Origin of the sequence: Oceanithermus desulfurans, from assembly GCF_014201675.1 — a bacterium.
Taxonomy (GTDB): Bacteria; Deinococcota; Deinococci; order Deinococcales; family Marinithermaceae; genus Oceanithermus; species Oceanithermus desulfurans.
In genome coordinates, this window is sequence record NZ_JACHEZ010000007.1 from 71,896 (window position 1) to 93,336 (window position 21,441).

Below are 21,441 nucleotides of genomic sequence, written 5' to 3' on the forward strand. Positions count from 1 at the left end.
TTACTTTAGGCACGCCGCGGTGAAGGAGCCGCGAAGGATCGGTGAAGGTTCGTTCACGAACCGCGGGCCCCCGAAGGGGCCCGCCCAGGAGATGCAGGTCGAAGCCGCGCTTAGCGGCCGGAGCCGGCGCGGGGGCCCGCGCCGCGGTGGGGGCCGTGGCCTTGACCCTGCTGCTGGCAACCCTGACCGCCGTGGTGGCCCTGACCCTGGTTGGGCGCGAAGCCGCTGTGGAGCTCCTGCATCTGCTCGGGGCTCAGGGTGCCGCCGCTTTCCGCCGCCAGCGTGAAGGCCGGCAGGTGGCGCTCCTGCGAGGCGGCGCGCAGGTGGTCCATGACCTGCACCAGACCCGGGTAGTCGGCCACCGCTTCCATCAGCCGGTCGTACATGGCCACGTTGGCCACCTCACCTTCGGCCCAGGCCTTCGCCGCGGCCTCCAGACTTTCGGGCGCGCTGACCTGGCCCAGGTAGGGGTTTTCCGCGGGGTAGTCGACGCCGTAGCGGTCGAGCTGGCGCTGGAGCGCCGCGATGTGCCTGGCCTCCGCCTTGCGGATGCTCACGTAGGGCTCGACCTCGCCGTACTTCTCGATCACCGCGGTGTACATCGCGTAGGCGGCGTACTCGCCCTCGGGGCCGGTCAGCGCCTCGAGCAGCGCGGTCTTCGCCTCTTCGCTGAGCGACTGGGTCTGCGCCTGGGCGTACCCCGCCCCCGCGCCGGGGCCCTTGCCCTGCCCCATCTGCGCGAAACCGAAGCCGAGACCGAGGACCAAGCTGCCTGCTGCCAGTGTAAGGATCATCGTTGGTTTCTTCATCGTCTTCCTCCCTTGGGCCCGGGGGCCCGCTTGCTACGGACCCCAGGGTAGGCGGCGGCCCGCGAAGGTTGCGCGAAGGATGTGTGAACGAACGAAGAAGGCGGCCCGCAGGCCGCCTCCCGCTCGTGGGGGCCGGTTCAAAGCAGCGCCGCCAGCCGCTCCAGCGCCCGCTCCAGGTTTTCGTCCGAGGTGGCGTAGCTCATGCGCACGTGCCCCGGGGCCACGAAGTCGGTGCCCGGCACGACCACCACCCGCGCCCGGTCGAGCATGATCTCGGCCGCCTTCAGCTCGTCCTCGTGGATCTTGCGCACGTCGGGCATCACGTAGAAGGCCCCGTGGGGCATGGGGGTGGGCAGCCCCAGCTGCTCCAGCCCCTTCACGAAGAAGTCGCGCCGGCGGCGGAAGGCCGCCTTGGCCTCCTCGATGAAGGCCCGGCTCTCGGGCGCTTCCAGCGCGGCGATCGTGGCCCACTGGGCGAAGGTGGTGGGGTGGGTCACCGACTGCCCCTGGATCTTGGTCATCGCGGTGATCACCTCTTTGGGGCCCGCCGCCCAGCCGATGCGCCAGCCGGTCATGGCGTAGCTCTTGGCTGCGCCGCCCACGGTGATCGTCCACTCGGGCGCGTCGCGGCCCGGCGAGTAGGCCTCGCCCTCGTAGATCAGGTGCTCGTAGATCTCGTCGGAGACCAGGAAGACGCCGCGCTCGTCCGCCAGCCGCGCCAGCCCTTTCAGCAGCTCGGGCGGGTAGACCGCGCCGGTGGGGTTGGAGGGCGAGTTGACCACGATGGCCTTGGTGCGCTCCGTGACCGCGGCGGCCACCGCCTCCAGCTCGGGCACGAAGCCGGTCTCGGCCGTGCTCTTCACCACCACCGGCACCCCGCCCGCCAGCTCCACCTGGGCCGAGTAGCTGACCCAGAAGGGGGCGAGCAGGATCACCTCGTCGCCGGGGTTGAGGATGGCTTGGAAGAGGTTGTAGAGCACCCCCTTGCCGCCCGCGCCCACGGTGATCTGGTCGGGGGCGTAGGCAAGGCCGTTCTCGCGCTCGAACTTGCGCACCAGCGCCTCGCGCAGCTCGGGGATGCCCGCGGGCGGGGTGTACTTGGTCTTGCCCTCGGCCAGCGCCCGGCAGGCGGCGTCCTTGATGTGCTGGGGGGTGTCGAAGTCGGGCTCGCCGGCGGTGAGGGCGATCACGTCCACGCCCTGGCGGCGCAGCTCGAGCGCCCGGGCGTTCATGGCGACGGTGGAGCTGGGCTTCAGTGCTTGTGCGCGTTTGGACAAGCGGCTCATGCTGCAAGTATATACGAAGGCCGCGGCCCCCGGCCGGACCGGGTACAACCGCGAGGCGGCTTCGGGCCGTGCGGGTCCCGCTTTCTCGGCCGGCTGCGCGCCCGAAGGCCAATGAATAGCCGCCGCCCTTTTGCTGCGGCCCCGGCCTGTCCTTTAGAATGATTGTAGATGAAGCCACGCCACAGCTCCTTGCGCCTGCGCACCACGACCACGCCGCCCCGACGGTAGGGGAGCAGCGTGCTGCTCCCCTACCGCGGTCACCCGGCGCGTCAACCGGCTTCGTGGAACCCCCGGGGCCCCGGTGCGGCAGCGAAACCGCCGGGAGCGCCATGGCGGCCGTCCGGCGCTACGTCGCGGAAAATCCGTTCCGCGGGAAACTCGACGCTTACAACCCCGAGCGCCGCCCGCTGTGGGCGCCCTGGTGAGGGGCGTATCCGGCCGCCGGCCTTACCCCGTCCGCTTCAGCTTCCCCGTTCGCTTGGCCCAGTGCTCGACCCGGCCAAAGATCCACAGACCCAAAGGCACCAGCACCAGGCCCATCAGCGTCAGGACCGTCAGCTCGTGGGTCACCGACGAAAGCGGCGCGCCCGCCAGCGAGCCCGCCTCGGTGAGCGGCCGGTCGAGGCCCATCAGCTTGCGCGCCGCCGCCAGGGCGTAGGTGGCGGGCGAGAGGACCGCGAGAGGCTGCACCCAGGCGGGCAGCACCGCGACGGGGTAGTAGATGCCGCTCACGAGCAGCAGCACCCCCTGCACGATGTTCGTGGCCTGGGCGCCGTTTTCGGGGCTCAGCACCGGCAGGATCGCCGCCACCAGCCCCAGCCCCATGAAGGCGACGCTAGCCACCAGCAGCACCACCAGCACGCCCCAGAGGTTGGCGCCGGCGAAGCTGAGGTGGACGAAGAGGAGCAGCCCCACCATGATCACGACCGTGCGCACCACGCTGTAGGCGACGGCGAAGAGGCTGACGCCCAGCAGGTGGGTGAGCCGGTGCACCGGGGCCATGAAGGTGTACTCGAGCGTTCCCTCCCAGCGCTCGTAGCTGATCGAGTTGCTGATCTCCTGGAACATCGCCGAGAGGAAGCTCCACAAGAGCACCCCCAGCACCAGCGTCAGGGTGAGCCGCTCGTCGCCGGCGGCCACCCCGATCAGCGCGATCGTCGCCGAGTTGACCAGCGCGTAGAAGGTGAAGACGACGACCCAGGAGATGTAGCGCCGGGTCAGGTGAAAGTCGCGGAAGACGAAGGCCCACAAAGGACGCAGGAAAGCCGGGATCATACGACCTCCTCGGTTTCGGGCTTCTGGATGGCGTCACCGGTCAGGCGGATGAAGGCCTCCTCCAGGTCGGCCGCGTCCGCCTGCCGCATCAGCGCGTCGGCGCTCCCCTCGGCCACCAGCCGCCCGCGCGCCAGAAAGCCGATGCGCGCCGCCAGCCGCTCGGCCTCGGCCATGTCGTGGGTGGTGAGCAGGATCGTCGTGCCCTGCTCGCTGCGCAGCTCCTCGAGGAAGCGCTGCACCTCGCGTTTGCTCGCGGGGTCGAGGCCGGTGGTGGGCTCGTCGAGCAGGAGCAGCGGCGGGTCGTGCAGCAGGGCGCGGGCGATGGCCACTTTTTGCTGCATGCCCCGGCTCATCTCCTCGAGCGGGTCGTGGTAGCGGCGCGCCTCGAGCCCCAGCCGCTCGAGGATCGAAAGCGCCTTCTTCCCGGCCGTGGCGGGCTCGAGCCCGTAGAGCTGGGCGGCGTAGAGCAGGTTCTCGCGCGCCGAGAGCTTCTTGTAGAAGGCGGCGTCCACGCTGACGCGCCCGATGCGGCGGCGCACCTCCGCCTCGCCGCCGGGCAGCGGCCTGCCCAGCACCCGCACCCGGCCGCCGTCGGGCAGCAAGAGGGTGGCCAGGATGCGGATCAGGGTGCTCTTGCCCGAGCCGTTGGGGCCCAGCAGGGCGTAGGTCTCTCCCTCGTCCACGTAAAAGCTCACGCCGTCCAGGGCGCGCTCGGTCTTGCGGGCGCCGAACCAGCCCTGGCGGCTCGAAAACGTCTTTTTCAGCTCGTGCACTTCGATCGTCCGCACGGTTCCTCCCAAACGAAACGGCGGCCCGAAGGCCGCCGGCAGGCTCGATAAATCTACGGCGCGTACCTTTCGGGTACGGGTTGCGGTTTAAGCGTGCCTTGTCCGCATCGTCACGTCACCTCGGGCCCAGCCTAGCACACCCTAGACCTCCAGCTCGGTGCGCCAGCGCTCCCAGTCGGAGACCTCGTCGAGCCGGGCCACCTCTTCGGGGGTGAGCTCGAGCTCGGCCGCGGGCAGCAGCTCGGCCAGCTGCTCGGGGGTGTTGGCCCCCATGATCGGCGCGGCCACGTAGGGCCGCGAGAGCAACCAGGCCAGCGCCGCCTGCGCCGGCGTGGCCCCGTGGGCGGCGGCCACCTCGTCGAGCGCGGCGAGGATGCGCCAGTTCTTCTCGCTGAAGAAGCGGCGGCGGATCCCCTCGGCCCGCACCGAGTCGGGCGCGGGGGCGTCCGGCCGGTACTTTCCGGTGAGGAAGCCGCCCGCCAGCGGCGAGTAGGGGAAGACCCCCAGGCCGTAGGTCTCGGCCACCCGCGCCAGCTCCCGCTCGAAGTGGGCGCGCACCGGGTCGGCGATCGAATAGTGGGGCTGCAGCGCCACCGGAGCCACCAGCCCGTGGCGGTCGGCGGTCCAGAGGGCTTGCATCGTGCGCCAGGCCGAGAAGTTGGAGACCCCGACGTAGCGCACCAGTCCTCGCTGCACCAGCTCGGTCATGGCCGCCAGGCTCTCCTCGATGGGCACCCGGTTGTCCACCCAGTGCATCCAGTAGACGTCGATCCAGTCGGTGCCCAGCCGGTCCAGGCTGGCCTCCACCGCCCGCAGGATCCAGCCCCGGCCCAGCCCCTCCTCCTGGTAGGGCGAGTTCCGCCCCCGCCGGCCCTCCTCGCCCATGGGGCCGCGCACCTTGGTGGAGATCAGCACCCGCTCGCGCACCCCCGGGTTCGCCGCCAGCCAGCGGCCGACCACCCGCTCGGCCACCCCGCCGGGGTTGCCCGGCGCCCAGTTGGAGTAGATGTCGGCGGTGTCGATGAAGTTGCCGCCCGCCTCGACGTAGCGGTCGAGGATGGCGAAGCTCGTGGCCTCGTCGGCGGTCCAGCCGAACTGCATCGTGCCCAGGCCCAGGGGGTAGGTGAAGAGTCCGCTCGTTCCGGCTTGACGGTACATGGCTCCAGCCTAGCAGAGCGCATGTAGAATGGAGCCGCTATGGAACGCACCTTCGCCATGATCAAACCCGACGGCGTGCGCCGCGGCCTGACCGGAAAAATCATCCAGCGCCTCGAGGACAAGGGCTTCAAGATCGTCGCCCTCAAGAAGATGCGCATCAGCTTCGACCTCGCCGAGGAGCACTACGGCGAGCACAAGGAAAAGCCCTTCTTCAAGCCGCTGGTCGAGTTCATCACCAGCGGGCCGGTGGTGGCCATGGTGCTCGAGGGGCCGGGGGTGATCGCCGAACTGCGCAAGATGATGGGCGCCACCAACCCCGCCGACGCCCTGCCCGGCACGATCCGCGGCGACTTCGCCACCACCATCGACGAGAACGTCATCCACGGCTCGGCCAACGAGGCCGACGCCGAGCGCGAGATCGGGCTCTTCTTCAAGCCCGAAGAGTTCGTCAGCTAAAACCGGAAGATGCAGACCGCAGGGGGAGGTCCGGACCCTCCCCCCTTGCGCGCAGCAAGATAAGATCCCCGATCCCGGCGCTCCGCGCCTCGTCGGGGATGACGAAATAAGGGCTTGGGGTGTAGGGGTGGGGCGTGGGGACGAAGGCGGTGGAGGAAACGAAGCGGCCGCACAAGCGTGGAGTCGTTGTGGTTCTGGGATGCCGGAGAAAAGGCGGGCGGGCCTCCGCTCTCATCCGCTGCACCCGCTCCACCTCTTTCAAGCTACCTTCCACCATCACCTACAACGCATCACCTACTACCTACCGCTGTTTTCCGTCATTCCGGACGAGCGGGCCACGCGGCCCGCGAGAGCCGGAATCTTAACGCGGATCAGGAGTCGGTTGCTCGAGGCACTACTGGCGACGACGACGTTGCCTCGGTTTATTTGCAACCTACAGCAACACTAAGATCCCCGACCTCGGCGCTCCGCGCCTCGTCGGGGATGACGAAACGATCAAGCTCGCTCGCCGCGCCCGCACTGGGTTTCCTTCGTCACCCCGAGCCACCCCGTGCCAATCCGGAGCTCAGGCCGGAAAAGAGCCTGTCGCTAGGCCAGAGGGAACGAGCCTCGGCGCTCGCCGGCGGGCGCGAACCGGAAACCGAAGCCGTAGCGCGTTGTAGTTGGCACCACGTACCACGTACCATCTACCACGTACCGCCTAGTACCCCGCCTCGCCGTCCACCGCCAACCGGCGCACGGCTTCCAAAAACACCGCTGCGGCCAGACCGGCGGCCGCGTAGACCATCAGCATCACCAAGATCTGATAGCGCGCGGCGATGAGCGGGCTCACCCCGGCGAGAATCTGCCCGGTCATCAGGCCGGGAATCGAAACGATGCCCACGGCGAAGAGCGCGTTGGTGGCGGGAATCAACGCGGCCTTGTAAGCCGCGGCGCGCGCCCGAGTGGGGCCCTTGCCCTCCCGGCGCTCCGAGAAGAAGCGCTCGGCGGCCAGGCTGACCGCGTTCATGGCGTTGGAGAACGCCATGCCCCCCAGGGGAATGAGCACCGAGGGCTTCCACCAGGGCTCGGGCCGCAGCACCAGCTCCACGGCCACCAAGAGCGCCAGCCCGCCCCCGCCCACCACGCCCAGCAAGGCGTAGGGATAGAGCCGGATGCGCTTCTTCGTCTCCGTGCGCAGGGCGATCCAGCCCGCCGCCAGGCTCATCAGCGCCAGCGTGCCCAGCACCACCAGCACGTGCTCGGTCTGGAAGATGTAGGCCAGCACGTAGCCCACCAGCAAGAGCTGCGCCAGCATACGCGCGAGCCCCGCCCAGGGCGTTTTCCGGTCTCCCGACCAGGAGATGTACCACCAGGCCACCAAAAGCGCCAGCGCCAGGGGGTAGAGCAAACGGACCAGCGGAATCTCGGTCATGACATCAGGGTACGATGTATTGAATAACAGCGGGGCGAGTAGACGATAGGCAGGAGCCGCCAACCTTGTTTTTCAGACATGAGAATTCCAATCACGCTTGCGATGGCTTTCAACATGGTTAAGAGCCAGAAAGGAGCGAAAGTATGGGCATGTGTAATTTTATGTTAGAATATCACCGAGGAAGTCACGATGTATAAGGCAATTGACTTGTTTAGTGGTATGGGTGGTTTAACGCTAGGTCTAAAGCAAGCGGGATTCAAGGTCTTGGCAGCAGTTGAAAAAGATGACCTTGCGGCAGAAACCTATAAGGCAAATCACTTTGAAGTAAAGCTAATCCACGACGATATCCGTCGTGTTAATCCAAACAAGCTACTTAAGGACCTTGGACTATATCCCGGAGAAATAGATTTAGTTGCAGGATGCCCGCCATGCCAAGGTTTTTCAAATATTAGAACTCTCAACGGTGCCAGAATGATATGCGACCCACGGAATGAATTAGTTGAAGTATTTGCTAAGTTTATCTTAGAGATACAACCAAAGGCCGTTATGATGGAAAATGTGACCGGCTTAGTAGCGGACGACCGTTTCGCTGTAATGCGAAAATCATTATTGAACGCTGGATATCAAGAGACATACGATATACTAGATGCTCAGGACTATGGAGTCCCCCAACGCAGGAGAAGATTAATATATTTAGCGGGAAAGGGCTTTTCTATACCATTTGGTGAAACATCGCCTGTAAAATTAACCGTACGAGAAGCTATTGCAAACCTGCCCACCGCAGGGAAGAGTGGAGACCCGTTGCATGACTTTCCCGAAAAGAGAAGCGAGAGGATCAAAAGACTAATTAGCATGATACCAAAAAATGGGGGAAGCCGATCAGATCTCCCCGAAGAACTTCAGCTGAAGTGCCATTCAAGAACAGATGGTTTCAATGACGTATACGGGCGCATGACTTGGGATAAGGTTGCCCCAACTATTACAGGTGGATGTTTTAATCCATCTAAAGGAAGATTTATTCACCCAGAAGAAAACCGTGCCATTACGATTCGTGAAGCGGCACTTCTGCAGGGGTTTCCAGCAGATTATATATTTCCTATTACAAAAAGCAAAGTAGCGCTAGCAGAGATGATCGGCAACGCACTTCCGCCGCCGTTCATCGCGGCTCACGCCAGAAGCATCCTACGAGTCCTCCGTGACAACGGCGGAGGGGTGACCACCGAAAAGAGGGATTGATCAGGCATGAACATCGACCAGATCTTGAGGAACGAGTTGACGCCGGAACAGTACGCCGCCGCGTCCGATCCGGCGCAAGAGCTGTTGTGTCTGGCGTGCGCCGGCTCCGGTAAGTCGCGGACGCTCGCATACCGCATCGCCAGACTCCTCGCGGAAGGAGAGCCGCCCGAAGGTGTCGTCGCATTCACCTTCACCGAGAAAGCGGCGGAATCCATCAAGCGCCGCGTTTCCCAAGCCCTGTCGGGCGCCGGACTCGATCCCACGGTGTTGGGGGCGATGTATATCGGCACCATCCATTCTTACTGTCAGCATGTACTCGGCGAAATGGATGTGACGTACCGCCAGTATGACGTGCTCGACGAGAACCGGCTCAAACTCTATCTGATCTCCCGATACTACCAGTTGGGGCTTCAGCACTTTCGGAACCGAGCGCGGGGCAACAGTTATTTCGATACGATCAAACAGGCTTCAGACGCATGGAAGACCGCCAACGACGAATTGCTTGATTTCGCCGCAGTCGCTCAGGAAGACCTGGATCTCGGTGGTCTTCTGGTCCGCATACGGGACAGCTTGCGTGCGGATCAATACCTCGACTTTTCCTTGATGATCAGAGAAGTCGTTGAGGCTCTGCATTCTCGGCGCGCCGAGGCGGATCGAGCCGTCGAGGGATTGCGACATCTCATGGTCGATGAATATCAGGACGTGAATCCGGCGCAGGAAGAATTGATCAGATTGCTTCATGAGCGGTCGGAAACACTGTTCGTCGTCGGCGATGATGACCAGGCGATTTACGCTTGGCGGGGAGCGGACGTCCAGAACATCCTGACATTCCAACAGCGATACCCATCGGCCTCGACGCACACATTGTCGACCAACTTCCGAAGCACCAGGCCCATTGTGGAAGCCGCGGATCAGTTTGCGGCTTCTCAGTTGGGTCCGAGCCGCATTCCGAAGAACCCGCAGGCCGCCGCGGACCGGACTCCACAAGATTTCAGAGTGCTCTGGTTTCCGGATAGGGCGGCGGAAGCGGAATGGGTGGCGGAACGGATTCGGGATCTCTTGGGCACCGCCTATGACGACAACGGTTCGATCCGTGGTCTGACCCCGGCGGATTTCGCCATTCTCATGCGTTCGACCCGCCAGAATGAACAAGACGGGACGCCGCGGCATGCGGCGTTCACAGCGGCGCTCGAACGTCTTGGTATTCCATTCAGCCTGGAAGCAGGCGGCGGCCCTTTTGATCGACCGCAGACGGCGGTTCTTCGGAGCACCTTCGAGCTTCTACGCGACAGCCCACCCGACCGGAACACGGTGGAGACGCATTTCAATACCGCGGTCTTACCGGCTTACCCAGACGCTGATTTCGACAGGCTGGTCCGCGTCCTGACGGAATGGGGACGTCGGATTCACCGGCCGCAGGGTTCGACGAGAATCCGGCTTTATCCTCAGCAGCTCGTTTACGATCTGCTGGAAGCGTTCAACATCGCCCGTACAGGCTTCAGCGACGACGTTATGCGGGACATCGGACTCTTCAGCCGGATGATCTTGGACGTCGAGACGGTTTATATGAGCGTCGATTCACGCCAGCGGTTCTCCGAGGTTCTCAATTTTCTTCAGCACGCCGCGGAGACCGGATACGACGTGTCGACGGATGACATCGTTCAAAGACCCGACGCCGTCACCGTGTCCACGGTGCACAAGATGAAGGGGCTGGAATTCCCATGTGTGTTCGTGGTTGATGTCGAGGCGCACAGGTTTCCGAAAAGAAGAAGCCGCTATTCGGGGTGGCTGCCGGCTGGTGTCATGGGGTCCGCCATCAGCCGCGGTGCATACCAAAGCACACTGGACGAGGAGGCCAGGCTTTTCTACACAGCTGCAACGCGGGCCGAACGCTACCTCTACGTGAGCGGAGCACAAGACCTACCTCAAGCGAAACGCCCCGCCCGTCCATCGCCCTATGCTCTTCAGCTTGCATCTCATCCCGCGGCGGTTGACGATGCCGCAGGCCTGCCAGCCGGGCTCGCTGCGGTCGAACCGAAGCGCCGCGTGGAAGACACCGACTACCCGACAAGTTTCACGGAGGTCAGGTATTACCTGCAGTGCCCGAAAAGCTATCAATTCCGGGAACGATACGGACTCAACCCGGTGGTTCCGGAAATGTTCGGTTACGGACGCACCGTTCACACTTCCATCCAGAAGCTCCACGAACTCCATCCTGATGCTCCGCCGGCGCCGGATCAAGTGGAACAAGTAGTCTTGGACACATTCCATCTGAAGCATGTCCCTCAGAGCGGGGATCCTGTGAAACGGCCGGGTGCTTACGAGAACTCGAGAAGTCGGGCCGTAGAAATCGCAAAGGACTACGTGGTGTCCTATGGCGGGGATTTTGAGCGGGAGCGTCAGGTGGAGGCTGTTTTCGAGATTCCTGCCTCTAACTGCGTCATCTCGGGATCCATAGATCTCCTGCTTCACGAAGACGAAGAAGGCAACATTCTTCAAGCGGAAATTATCGACTTCAAGACCATGGAAGGCGGCGAGGAGATCCACGAAAACGACGAGCTGGATTGGACTGAGTTGGCGCTGCAAGTCCAACTGTATGCCCGCGCGGCCGATCAAGTGCTCGGACGTAATGCAAGAACAGGCAGCGTCCACCTCCTGAAAGACAACCAACGGGTCGAAGTGCCCATCACGCAGGACGCAGTTGATGCAGCTTTGAAGAACATCGAGTGGGCGGTAACGGGGATTCTGAGCTCCGACTTCCCGATGCGCCCGCATCCTGAAAAATGTGCAAAGTGCGATTTCAGAACGATCTGCCCGCAGGAGCCTCAGGATTTCCGTGTGGGAACGGCGATTCCGCCCGAGCTGCACTTGCCTGGAGAACATCGGGAAATGGTCAGAGCATTCAGCTTGTACCAGGAGGTAGACAATGCCGGATAACTTGACGCCCGAGCAGAGAAGTTACTGCATGTCCCGTAATAAAGGAAAGGACACCAAATTAGAAATGCGTGTCCGCTCTGAACTCCACAAAAGGGGATACAGATTCCGCAAGCATGTAAAGGAGTTGCCGGGTAAACCTGATGTAGTTTTTACAAAGGCCAAGGTGGCGGTTTTCATAGACGGAGACTTTTGGCATGGCTACAGATTTCCAGCATGGGAACACAAGGTATCGGACTTCTGGAAGCAAAAGATCAACAAGAACCGCGAGCGGGACAGAAGAAACCACAGAAAGTTAAGAAGAATGGGTTGGAAGGTGCTAAGAATTTGGGAACATGACGTAAGGCATGATATAGATAAGGTTGTAGACAAAATCGTGCAATTAGTTAACTCTTAATCCTCTAACAACCCAACGAACCCCACCGGATCAGGGTCGAGGCGCAGGCGGGCGCCTTTGGGGGCGGGGAGGTCGCGTAGCCAGGCGGCCAGCTGGGCGGGGTCGTGGCTGCGGAGGATCAGGTGGAAGACGTAGCGGCCGCGCACCCGCGGCACCGGCGCCGGGGCGGGGCCGAGGAGCGGGGCGGGGGCTCCCGCGGGGTCCGCGGGCTCGGCGGCTTCGGGCTCCGGGCCGATGCGCTTTTTCAAGAATTCCGCCGCCTCCATGGCCGCGGCGCGGGCGGTGGCTTCCTGGCGGTGGCTGAACTCGAGCACCACCATCCGCACCGCCGGCGGGTAGCCGAGCATGCGCCTGAGCACCAGCTCGGTCTCGGGCACGCTCGTCACGTCACCTTCGATTAGCGCTTCTACGGCCGGGTGGTCGGGCTCGAAGGTCTGCAGGGCCAAGAGCGGGCTGCGGCTGGGGTGCAGGTCGGCCAGCTGCCACAGGAGGCGGTGGTAGCGCTCGGGGGCGCGGAAGTCGGAGGCGGGCAGGAACCCCTCGGCGTAGGGCAGCAGCACCAGGGCGAGCTCCGGGGGCGCGGGGGTGCGGAGAAGCGCCGTCGTGCCCACCACCACGCCGACCTCGCCCCGCTGGAGGGGGCTGAGGTCGTCCTTGCGCTCGGCCGAGTACTGGTAGACGGGCAGGCTGGGCACGCGCCTGCGGACCTCCTCGGCCACCCACTGCACCCCGGGACCGGCGTAGCCGAAGACCTCGCCGCCGCAGACGGGGCAGACCTCGGGCGCGGGTTCGCTGTGGCCGCACTGGTGGCAGACCAGGCGGCCCCGGCGGCCCGGTTTGTGGAAGCGCAGCGGCAGGTCGCAGTTGGAGCAGACGGGTTGCCAGTCGCAGCTCTTGCAGAAGAGGCGGCCCGAGTAGCCGCGGCGGGCGACCAGCACCAGCGCCTGCCGCCCCTTCTCGGGCACCTGGGCGAGGAGCTCGACCGCGCGACCGGTGAGCGGCCAGCCGCGCTCGCGCCGCAGGTCGATGGGCAGCACCCGGGTGCGCGGCGGCCGCACCAAGAGGCCCGGCTTTTCCACCACCTCGACGGCCGGGGTGAGGCTCAGGTAGTGCAGCTCCGCCCCCAACATCTCGGCGCGCAGCTCGGCGAGGCGCACCGCGTGGGCGCGGCTGCCGGAGGCGAGCTTGTAGGAGTCGGAACCCTCGTCCATCACCACGATCCGCTTCCAGCGGCGGGGCATGAGGAGCGCCTGGTAGCTGCCCAGGACCACCGGAGCGGCCTCGCGCCACAGCGCCCGCCGCAGATCCGGGCTCTGGCCGCCGTGGAAGGGCAGGACGGGCGGCGGCCAGCGGTCGTAGGCCCGCTCGAGCGCGTAGCGCTCGGGAAAGAGGACCAGGGTCTCGCCCTCCCGGGCCAGACCGGCGGCGAGCTGCAGCCGCTCGGCGTGGCGGCCGCCGCTCACGCGCGTCGGCGGTTCGGGCACGGGCAGGGGGCGGATGGGCGATCCGGCGGGGGGCGGGGCGGCGAGTTCCAGCTCGACCTCGCGCCAGCCGGCGTAGCCCTTATCCACCAGCGCCCGCACCACCCCGGGCCCCACCCCGGCCGCCGCCGCCAGCGCGGTTTGGCTCTCGGCCTCGCCCAGGGCGCGCAGGGTCTCGAGCGCCGCCCGCTGCTTGGGGGTCAGCTTTTCCGTGGGTTCGCGCAGCGGCACCAGGGTCTTGCGGGTGGGTTTCAGCGCCCGCACCCGCTCCTCGAGCACCCCCCCCTCGCGCAGCTCGTCGAGGAGCGCGGGGTCCAGCTCGGCGGCGTCGCGCCACAGCGCCAGCTGCGGCAGCCCTGGCCGCACCGCTCCGTCCACCAACCGCACCTCGTGGTGCAAGGGCGGCTCCAAAAAGGGGACCAGGTCGGCGAGCAGCTGCCCCGGCGGAGCGAAGTAGTGTTCGGCGGCCCGCATCAGGAAGGCGAGGCCGGCTTCGTCGAGGAAGGGCTCGGCGTCCAGGTAACCGATGGCGTGGCGCAGGGCGAAGTCGCCCTCGGCCGCATCCTCCACCTCCACGACCACCCCCACCCGCATCCCCTTGCGGAAGGGCACGGCCACGCGCAGCCCCGGCCGGGGCGGGAGGGGCGCGCCCTCGGGCGCCAGGTAGCTGAGCGGGCCCAGGGGCAGCGGAAGGAGGATCGAGAGGCGCATCCGCCCTCAGGATACCGGCCGTAGAATGGGCGCATGGAGATCATCGGCGTGCTGGGAGGCATGAGCTGGCCCTCGACGCTCGAGTACTACCGGCTCATGAACGAGGCCGCGCAGGCGCGGCTGGGGCCGGACCGCTCGGCCGAGATCCTGCTCTACTCGCTCGACTGGGGGCGGATCGAGCGCCTGCAGCACGCCGGCGACTGGGACGCGCTCAGCGAGGAGCTGATCACCGGGGCGCGGCGGCTGGTGCTGGGGGGCGCGGGCTTCCTGGTGATCGCCACCAACACCATGCACAAGGTGGCCGACGCGGTGGCGGCGGTGAGCGGGCTCGAGGTGCTGCACATCGCCGACGCCACCGCCCGGGCGCTGCGGGAGGCGGGAGTGCGCCGCGCCGGGCTGCTGGGCACCCGCTTCACCATGGAGGAGCCCTTCATGCGCGAGCGGCTGGAGGGGTGGGGACTCGAGGTGCTCGTGCCCGAGCCCGAGGACCGCGAGGCGGTCCACCGCATCATCTACGAGGAGCTGGTGCAGGGCGTCGTCCGCGACGCCTCGCGCGAGGTCTACCGCGGGATGATGGCGCGGCTGGTCGAGCGCGGGGCCGGGGGCATCGTCCTTGGCTGCACCGAGATCGGCTTGCTGGTGGGGCCCGAAGACGCCCCGGTGCCCGTCTTCGACACCACCCGCATCCACGCCGAGGCGGCGGTGGCGCGGGCGCTCGGGGGCTGATGCGCGCCGCGCTGGCCCGCTGGGCGGTGGTGGGGGCGGGCTTCTTTATCTTCGGCAACCTTTACGCCCCGCAGCCGCTGCTGCCCGAGCTGGAGCGCAGCTGGAACGCCGCCGCGGGCGCGGCGGGCCCGGGGATGAGCGCCCCCATGCTGGGCCTGGTGCTGGGCTCGCTGCTGTGGCCCCGCACCGGCCTGCGCTCGGGGGCGATGCTGGCGCTGGGGGTGCTGGGCGTCGCCCTCTTCGGGGTGCTGGGGGCCTGGGCCGGGGACCCCGCCCTTTGGGCGACGTTGCGGCTGGGGCAGGGGCTGGCCGCGGCGGCGGTGCCCGGGGTGTCGTTCGCGCTTTTGCCCCGGCTCTTCGGCTACCGCGCGGCGGCGGCCGCCGGCTGGCTGGTGGCCGCCAACACCGTGGGCGGGGCGCTGGGGCGCGCGGGGGCGGGGGTGATGGCCGAGGGGCTGGACCCCGCCGGGGCGCTGGTGGGGCTGGCGTTGCCGCTCGTGGGGCTCGCCTGGGCGGTGGCGCCGCTCGAGGGCCGCTTCACGCGTACCGAGGCGCGCGTGCGTGCCGGAGCGGCGCCGCTCCTGGCGTTGGGGGCGGGGCTGTTGTTCGCCAACCTTTTCGTGGCCAACCTGATGCCCTACCGGCTCGAGGCCGCGGGTTACGGCCTCGCGGCGCTGGGGGCGTTCTACCTGGCCTACCTGGGCGGCACCGCGGGGGCGCTCGTAGCGGGTGCGCTTGCAGGGCGGCTGGGACCGCTGGCGGCGGGGGCGGCGGCGCTGGCGGCGGGGGCGTTGGGTACGGTGCTGCTCGCGCCCTGGCCGCTCGCCGGGTTCGCGCTGCTCCTCGCCGGCCTCTTCGGCCTGCACGCGCTCGGCGGCGCCGAGGCGGGCCGCCGGGGGGCCGGGACCAGCGGGGCCTACGTGAGCGCCTACTACCTGGGCGGGGCGCTCGCGGGCCTCGTCTACCCCCTCTTCCTGCCCCGGCCCTTCGGCTGGGCGCAGGGGTTCGTGGGGGGGCTGCTCCTGGTCACCGCCCTGCTGCTCGCGCCGGCGCTAGCGCTTGCCAGAGGTCGGGACGGGTGAAGGCCGCCGGGTCGGTCGTCTGGCCCAGGAGGCGCACCTCCCAGTGCAGGTGGGGGCCGGTCACCAGCCCGGTCGCGCCCACGTACCCCAGCAGCTCGCCCTTCGCGACGCGCTGCCCCGGCTCCACCGCCCGCCGCGAGAGGTGGTAGTAGCCGCTGCACAGCCCCAGGCCGTGGCGCAGGACCACCGCGTTGCCGCGCACGTAGAGTTCTGTGGAGAGCGCCACCACCCCCGCGGCGGGGGCGTAGACGGGCGTGCCCTCCTCGCCGCGCAGGTCCACGCCGCCGTGCCAGCCGCCGGGGCGGCCGTTGTAGCTGCGGCGGGTGCCGAAGGCCGAGGTCTCCTCCACCCGCTCGAGCGGCCAGCGCCAGGGCCCGGGCCCCAGCAGCTCCGCGGTCCAGGGGCCGCAGGCCTCGAGCAGCCGCGCCTTCTCGGCGCGGATCTTCTCGCGGTCCAGAAGGGCGTTCTTTTCCTCGCTGAGGACGATGTTCTCGCTGCCGTAGCCGCCGGGGAGGACGAGCAGCTCGCCCTTCAGGCCCGCCCCCTCGAGCACGAAGGGGTGAAGGCCCGGCCGGGTGTCGGCAGGCACCGGCACCAGGGCGACGCCGCGGGCTACGGGAACCTCCAGCTGGAAGACCCGCACCGCGTTTACCCCGACCGGGACGCGAAAGACGGCCGGCCGCCCCTGCTCTGGCGGCCAGGGGGTGACCGCAAGGCCCCAGTCCGCGGGCCAGGAGGGCTCCGAGGGGATGACCAGCCGCTGGCCGGCGCGGATCAGGTTGACGTCCGCGATTCCGTTGGCCGCGGCCAGGGCCTCGAGCGGCACCCCGTAGGTGCGGGCGATGCGGTAGAGGGTCTCGCCCGGCCGCACCACGTGCACCGGCGCGGCGGCCAACGCCAGGCCCAGGGCGAGCGGCCACCAGAGCCAGCGCTTCATTGCCCGGCCATCGTCTCGGGCATCCGCACCAGCACCGCGTGCCCCTTGGCCACGAGCTTTTCGCCGGCGAACATCTCGGTGTCCACGACCACCTTGCGCTCCTTCACCTCGACCTGGCGGCCCATCAGCCGCAGCTCCACGCCCAGGGGGGTGGGGGCCAGGTAATCGACCTCCAGGTGGGCGGTCACGAAGCGGGGGGCCTCCTCGCTGCCGGGCTCCTTGCCCTCGGCCCGCATCTTGAAGATCGCCGCCGAACCGGTGGAGTGGCAGTCGATCAGGCTGGCGATCAGGCCGCCGTAGACGAAGCCGGGAATGGCCGTGTGGTAGGGCTCGGGGGTGAAGCGGCTCTCGGTGAACTCGCCCGCGGGGTAGGTCTTCAGCTGGTAGCCGTGGGGGTTGAGGCGTCCGCAGCCGTAGCAGTGGGCCACGTCGTCGGGGTAGGTGTCCTGTATGGCGATCCGCATACGTCTAGGCTACCGCTCCGCGGGGGTCAGGGTCGGCGCGAGCCGCGGCACCGCGGGGCGCAAGAGCTACCGGCCGCTTGCGCGGCCGGCGTAGGCATGTATGTATGAAAGCGGGTTACCACTCGAGGCTCATCAGCTCCTGATAGATGCGCTGCTTGTTTTCTTCGTCGATGCGGCGGGCGTCTTCGGAGTCGAAGTCGATCTCGAACAGTGCCTCGCCCTCTTGTTGATGGGCGTACTCCTGGTAGGTTCCGGGTTCTTGCATCATGGCGACCTCCTTCTTCCTTAACTTCAGGTTAAGGAGACCTTCATCTCCGCGGTACCCCCGAATGAGGGCCCCCAAACGGGGGTGGTGCGGCCGGTACAGATGACCCCGCGAGCCCACTAGAATGAGGGCGTAAAACCCATGCAGCTCACTGGAGGTGAGCGAATGTATAAGAAGCGCGGATTTTTTGCGGTACTTGCGGTATTGGCCCTGGCCCTCTCGGCGTGCGGCGGTGTCGTCGTACCACGCGGCAGCGCCACCCTCAGCGGCACCGTGGTTGACGCCACCACCGGACTGCCCGTGCAGGGCGCCACGGCCTGCTTCGTGTACAACGGCAACGTCTCCGATCTTTGCGACAACACCGACGCCAACGGGGAATTCGTTCTGCAGCTCCTACCCGCCGGCGATCACGCGGTCCAGGTGAGCAAGAGCGGTTTCACCACCGCGCGCGAAGCCGTGCAGCTTTCCGACGGCGCCGCCACCACCGTCCGCATCGCCCTCAACCCGGGGTTGAGCAGCGGCGAGCTGCGTATCGTGCTGAGCTGGAACGCCGACCCGAGCGACCTCGACTCGCACCTCTGGATTCCCCAGGGGAGCGGCTACTACGAGGTCTACTTCAGCAACAAGGGCAACTGCGACGCCGCCCCCTACGCCTGCCTGGACGTGGACGACACGACGGGCTACGGGCCCGAAACCACCACCGTCTCGCGCCTGCTGACCGGCGTCTACAGCTACGCGGTGCACTGGTACGGGGGCACGGGCAGTTGGGCGGCTTCGGGCGGTACCGTGCGCGTCTACGATGCCAGCGGCCTGATCGCCACCTACACCGCGCCGAGCAACGCCGACGAGCCGGGCGCCAGCGGGATGGTGTGGTGGTACGTCTTCGATCTGGACGGAGGGTCGCTCGTTCCCAAGAACACCCTGAGCAGCAACCCGCCGATCCCTTCGGCGGTTTCGCTCTCCCAGCAGCGGCTCAAGTAACCTCGTCGGCATCGACGAGGCCCCGGCGCGTCCGGGGCCTCGTTTTGCCGCCGGCCCCACGGACCGGTAGACTGGGAGGGCTGCACCTCGGGACCCGACGCCATGAACACCACGACGCGCTACACCCTCGCCAGCCTGGCCCTCCTCTTCTGGCTCGGTTTCTTCGTGGCCACCCCGGGGGCGGTCCTCCCGTTCTGGCGCACGGAGTTCGGGATCCTGGGGGAGATGGCGGCGTTTTTCAACCTGCAGCTCTTGGGCCTGCTGCTGGGCGTGGGCCTGGCCACGCGCCTCCACCGCCGCCACCCAGCGGTTCCCGCGAGCGCCGCGGTGCTGGCCGCCGCCTACCTGGTCATGGGCCTCGCCCCCTCCTTCGCCTGGATCGTGGCCGCCGCGGGGGTGGGGGGCGTGGCCCAGGGGGTGCTCAACGTGCACGCCAACGGATTGGTGGGCGAGCTGCACCCGCGGGTGCGGGTGCTGATGCTCAACCGCGTCAACGCCGCCTTCGGCGTCGGGGCCGTCGTCGCCCCGCTCTGGCTCACCTGGCTTCCCTGGCGCTTTGGTTTCGTGCTGGCGGCGCTGGGCTGGCTGGCCGCCGCGGGGCTGGCCTGGGGCGCTCCCGAGGTGCGGGAGCGCGTGGGCCGCTTGTCGCCGCGGCTGCTGCGGCGGGCGCTGCCGCTTCTGAGCGCGGTGGGTCTCTACGTCGCCGTTGAGGCCTCGATCTCGGCCTGGAGCGGCGCCTACCTGACCGAGCTGGGCTACCCGGTGCGGCTCGCCGGGGCGCTGCTTGCGGGGTACTGGCTGCTGCTCACGGCCAGCCGCCTGGGGCTGGCCCGCTGGGTCGCGGCCGACCCGCTGGGGCGGCTCTACCGGCTGACGCTCGCCAGCCTGGCCGTCCTTCTGGCGCTGGCCTGGCCGCCGCTCGCCCCGCTCTTCCCGCTGGTGGCCGTCTTCTACGGGCCGATCTTCGGTACCAGCTTCGCGGCGCTGCAGGGCCGCTTCGGTCAGGAGCTGACCGCGGGGATGTTCTACGCCGCGGCCGCGGGAGGGACGCTCGGCCCTGCGCTCTTCGCGGCGCTGCCGGGGCCGCGATGGATCCCGCTCGGCTTCGTGGTGCTGGGTGCGCTGCTGCTTGCGGCGCTCTGGCGGGCGCGCGAGGTCTAGAGGGCCCAGCGGGCGAAGGCGGCCTCGCTGAAGCCGAACTCGAGCTCCCCCCGCTCGATCCATCCCTCGCGAACCTTGGGGAAGGGCGCGAAGCCGCCGGCGGCGAGCAGGTGGAAGGCCAGCTCGCTGGGGCGGGTGGCGGCCGGGTGGAAGGCGAGGGCCGCGGCGCGGGCGGCGCCAAAACTGCTCATGGCCTGGGAGCCGATCATGGCCTCCTTGCCGGAGGTGCGGGCGCGGTCCAGCATGGCCAGGCTGGGGACGAAGCCGCTGCGCGCGGGCTTGACGTTGAGCACGTCGAAGGTGTCCCGCTCCAGCTCGCGTTCCAGGTCGCGCGGGGTGAAGGCGGAGTCGTCGGCGATGAGCGGCAGGACCGCCCGCTTTCGCAGCGCCGCCCGGGCCCGGAGGCGTTCTGTGGGCAGGGGTTCCTCGACCATCGTCACCCCCAGCGCCCGCCAGCGTTCCAGCACCTCCGCGGCGGTTTCCGGCTCGAGCGTCTCGTTGGCGTCGACGTAGACTTCGGCGCCTGGGAAGGCTTCCACCAGCGCGCGGATGCGGGCCTCGTCCGGCTCGCGTTCGCCGTCGGTCTTGAGCTTGAAGACGCGCACCCCCCGCGCGTAGGCGAAGCGGGCGCTTGCGAGCGTCGCCTCCACGTCCCCCTGCCCCACGATGAAGCTCACCCGCACGCGCTTTCGGCCCGCGGGCAGGAGGTCCAGGGGATCCTGCCCCAGCGCGGCGGCGCGGGCCTCCCAGATGGCCATCTCCAGCCCCGCTTTGGCCGCGAGGTTGCAGGGGAGGCGGCCGAGGAGACGCAAAACGCCGGCGTGGTCGCTGAGGTCGGCCTTCCTGAGGGCGGGCTCGAGCCAGTCCAGCGCGGCGCGCACGCTCCCCAGGGTCTCGCCGTAGATCGTCGGGCGTACGGCCACTTCGCCGCGGCCGGTGGAGCCGTCCTCGAGCACCACCTCCACGAGCGCGTGCTCGAGGGCGTCCATCCGCTTGCCCGCGCCCCAGCGCAGCTCCGCCGCCAGCGGAATGCGGAAGGGGCGCAGCCGCAGTTCGCGCAGCCTCACGCTTCCTCCAACCAGGCGCGCACCCGCGCCGCCGCGGAGTCGGGATCGAGGGCGGTGGTGTCGAGGAAGAGGGCGGCCGGCGAGCCTGCGAGCGCGCGGCGGGGGCCTTGGGGGTGGTAGTGCCTTTGCTCTTCGGCCACGATCTTGAGCTTTTCGATCAGCGCCTCCAGCGGATGGCCGCGGCCGAGGAGCCGGTCGAGCTCCTCCTGGGTGAGCACGCCGCCGGCGAGCTCGCGGAAGCGGGCCACCTCCTCGCGGCTCACCCCCACCCGGTCGAAGCCCTCGCCCCGGCCCAGCAGCCGTTCCAGCCGCACCGCGGCGGGGGCCTCGAGCACGACGAAGCGGGCCTGGGAAAAACGTTCGCGGGCGTAGCGCACCTCGGCCTCGCCGCGGAGCCCGTCGAAGACGAGCGGCCAGACGGGCTCGACGTAGGCGGCCGCCAGCGCCTCGGCGATCCCGCCGGGGTGAGCGGCCCGCCAGCGCGCGGTCAGCGCGAAGCGCTGGGCGCGGTCCAGCCGTGCGGGGTCGGCGCCCAGCCGGGGCAGGACGTAGCGGTCCACCAGCTCGCGCCGGTTGGGGAGCAGCGGCCAGCCGAGCGCCCGGGTGAAGCTGCTCTTGCCCACCCCGGTGAGCCCCACGACGATCAGCAGGGGAAGCTCGGGCAGGGGGCGGGTGTTCGCGGCGGGTTCGAAGTGGAAACGCGGCGGCACAGGGACATTATGCCCCATCCGTTTGGGGGTGCGGCCGTGCGGGGGCCAGGGTGTAGGCTGAAGCTGGAGGTATTCATGAAGGAAATTTCAAAGCGGTGGTTAG

20 protein-coding genes are annotated in these 21,441 nt (G+C 67.8%); 8 read left to right on the plus strand and 12 right to left on the minus strand.

Annotated features, from left to right (window positions below; translation table 11 throughout):
• Positions 1-110: 110 nt before the first annotated feature.
• The 5 genes from HNQ05_RS09460 to HNQ05_RS09480 all read right to left on the minus strand — a co-directional run bounded on the left by HNQ05_RS09460 (position 111) and on the right by HNQ05_RS09480 (position 5,316).
• A complete protein-coding gene (locus HNQ05_RS09460) occupies positions 111-809 on the minus strand; it encodes a ferritin-like domain-containing protein (RefSeq protein ID WP_183677771.1) in 699 nt (232 codons plus the stop codon).
• Positions 810-946: 137 nt separating this feature from the next.
• Positions 947-2,095 (minus strand): pyridoxal phosphate-dependent aminotransferase, encoded by a 1,149-nt coding sequence (locus HNQ05_RS09465; protein WP_147147501.1) that lies wholly within the window; start codon positions 2,093-2,095, stop codon positions 947-949.
• A 447-nt stretch (positions 2,096-2,542) separates the two neighbouring features.
• The gene (locus tag HNQ05_RS09470) at positions 2,543-3,370 is read right to left on the minus strand and encodes an ABC transporter permease (RefSeq protein WP_147147499.1); all 828 of its coding nucleotides are present in this window, start codon (positions 3,368-3,370) and stop codon (positions 2,543-2,545) included.
• Positions 3,367-4,158, minus strand: a complete 792-nt coding sequence (locus HNQ05_RS09475; protein ID WP_147147496.1) for an ABC transporter ATP-binding protein — start codon at positions 4,156-4,158, stop codon at positions 3,367-3,369. The genes HNQ05_RS09470 and HNQ05_RS09475 overlap by 4 nt, the downstream gene beginning before the upstream one ends.
• Before the next feature lie 141 nt (positions 4,159-4,299).
• Entirely contained in the window at positions 4,300-5,316 is a 1,017-nt protein-coding gene (locus HNQ05_RS09480) for an aldo/keto reductase (protein WP_147147494.1), read from the minus strand.
• A gap of 39 nt (positions 5,317-5,355) precedes the next feature.
• Between HNQ05_RS09480 and ndk the strand changes: the two genes are divergently transcribed.
• Positions 5,356-5,772 carry a nucleoside-diphosphate kinase gene (ndk, locus tag HNQ05_RS09485; RefSeq protein WP_147147492.1) on the plus strand — a complete coding sequence of 139 codons (417 nt, stop codon included), beginning with the start codon at positions 5,356-5,358 and terminating at the stop codon, positions 5,770-5,772.
• Positions 5,773-6,472: 700 nt separating this feature from the next.
• On the opposite strand, the gene HNQ05_RS09490 is transcribed toward ndk, so the two are convergent.
• Entirely contained in the window at positions 6,473-7,186 is a 714-nt protein-coding gene (locus HNQ05_RS09490) for an ABC transporter permease (RefSeq protein WP_147147490.1), read from the minus strand.
• Between the two features lie 189 nt (positions 7,187-7,375).
• On the opposite strand from HNQ05_RS09490, the gene HNQ05_RS09495 reads away from it, so the two are divergent.
• Genes HNQ05_RS09495 through HNQ05_RS09505 form a run of 3 tightly spaced genes read left to right on the plus strand, consistent with a single transcriptional unit; the run spans position 7,376 to position 11,753 of the window.
• Complete coding sequence (locus HNQ05_RS09495; protein WP_147147487.1) at positions 7,376-8,422, plus strand: DNA cytosine methyltransferase; 1,047 nt, start codon at positions 7,376-7,378, stop codon at positions 8,420-8,422.
• A gap of 6 nt (positions 8,423-8,428) precedes the next feature.
• On the plus strand, positions 8,429-11,359 hold the full coding sequence (locus tag HNQ05_RS09500; RefSeq protein WP_147147486.1) for an ATP-dependent helicase: 2,931 nt from the start codon (positions 8,429-8,431) through the stop codon (positions 11,357-11,359).
• Complete coding sequence (locus HNQ05_RS09505; protein ID WP_147147484.1) at positions 11,349-11,753, plus strand: very short patch repair endonuclease; 405 nt, start codon at positions 11,349-11,351, stop codon at positions 11,751-11,753. The genes HNQ05_RS09500 and HNQ05_RS09505 overlap by 11 nt, the downstream gene beginning before the upstream one ends.
• On the opposite strand, the gene HNQ05_RS09510 is transcribed toward HNQ05_RS09505, so the two are convergent.
• The gene (locus tag HNQ05_RS09510) at positions 11,750-13,945 is read right to left on the minus strand and encodes a primosomal protein N' family DNA-binding protein (protein ID WP_147147482.1); all 2,196 of its coding nucleotides are present in this window, start codon (positions 13,943-13,945) and stop codon (positions 11,750-11,752) included. The two genes, HNQ05_RS09505 and HNQ05_RS09510, sit on opposite strands and share 4 nt — an antisense overlap.
• 33 nt (positions 13,946-13,978) lie before the next feature.
• Between HNQ05_RS09510 and HNQ05_RS09515 the strand changes: the two genes are divergently transcribed.
• The gene (locus tag HNQ05_RS09515; RefSeq protein WP_147147479.1) at positions 13,979-14,671 is read left to right on the plus strand and encodes an aspartate/glutamate racemase family protein; all 693 of its coding nucleotides are present in this window, start codon (positions 13,979-13,981) and stop codon (positions 14,669-14,671) included.
• Positions 14,671-15,753 (plus strand): MFS transporter, encoded by a 1,083-nt coding sequence (locus HNQ05_RS09520; protein ID WP_147147477.1) that lies wholly within the window; start codon positions 14,671-14,673, stop codon positions 15,751-15,753. The genes HNQ05_RS09515 and HNQ05_RS09520 overlap by 1 nt, the downstream gene beginning before the upstream one ends.
• Here the strand turns inward: HNQ05_RS09520 and HNQ05_RS09525 are convergent.
• From HNQ05_RS09525 to HNQ05_RS09535, 3 genes are all read right to left on the minus strand, one after another.
• Positions 15,698-16,690: a peptidoglycan DD-metalloendopeptidase family protein gene (locus HNQ05_RS09525; RefSeq protein WP_147147475.1), complete on the minus strand. Its 993-nt coding sequence runs from the start codon at positions 16,688-16,690 to the stop codon at positions 15,698-15,700. The genes HNQ05_RS09520 and HNQ05_RS09525 overlap by 56 nt on opposite strands.
• Positions 16,687-17,154, minus strand: a complete 468-nt coding sequence (locus HNQ05_RS09530; RefSeq protein WP_147147473.1) for a PaaI family thioesterase — start codon at positions 17,152-17,154, stop codon at positions 16,687-16,689. The genes HNQ05_RS09525 and HNQ05_RS09530 overlap by 4 nt, the downstream gene beginning before the upstream one ends.
• A gap of 115 nt (positions 17,155-17,269) precedes the next feature.
• The gene (locus tag HNQ05_RS09535) at positions 17,270-17,422 is read right to left on the minus strand and encodes a hypothetical protein (RefSeq protein ID WP_183677773.1); all 153 of its coding nucleotides are present in this window, start codon (positions 17,420-17,422) and stop codon (positions 17,270-17,272) included.
• 162 nt (positions 17,423-17,584) lie between these two features.
• On the opposite strand from HNQ05_RS09535, the gene HNQ05_RS09540 reads away from it, so the two are divergent.
• Together HNQ05_RS09540 and HNQ05_RS09545 are read left to right on the plus strand one after the other, a co-directional pair.
• Positions 17,585-18,400 carry a carboxypeptidase regulatory-like domain-containing protein gene (locus tag HNQ05_RS09540; protein WP_183677775.1) on the plus strand — a complete coding sequence of 272 codons (816 nt, stop codon included), beginning with the start codon at positions 17,585-17,587 and terminating at the stop codon, positions 18,398-18,400.
• A 102-nt stretch (positions 18,401-18,502) separates the two neighbouring features.
• Positions 18,503-19,561 carry an MFS transporter gene (locus tag HNQ05_RS09545; protein WP_147147469.1) on the plus strand — a complete coding sequence of 353 codons (1,059 nt, stop codon included), beginning with the start codon at positions 18,503-18,505 and terminating at the stop codon, positions 19,559-19,561.
• Here the strand turns inward: HNQ05_RS09545 and HNQ05_RS09550 are convergent.
• Positions 19,558-20,628 (minus strand): enolase C-terminal domain-like protein, encoded by a 1,071-nt coding sequence (locus HNQ05_RS09550; protein WP_147147467.1) that lies wholly within the window; start codon positions 20,626-20,628, stop codon positions 19,558-19,560. The two genes, HNQ05_RS09545 and HNQ05_RS09550, sit on opposite strands and share 4 nt — an antisense overlap.
• Positions 20,625-21,338: an AAA family ATPase gene (locus tag HNQ05_RS09555; RefSeq protein ID WP_371862332.1), complete on the minus strand. Its 714-nt coding sequence runs from the start codon at positions 21,336-21,338 to the stop codon at positions 20,625-20,627. Before HNQ05_RS09555 ends, HNQ05_RS09550 begins: the two co-directional genes overlap by 4 nt.
• Positions 21,339-21,441: the final 103 nt, after the last annotated feature.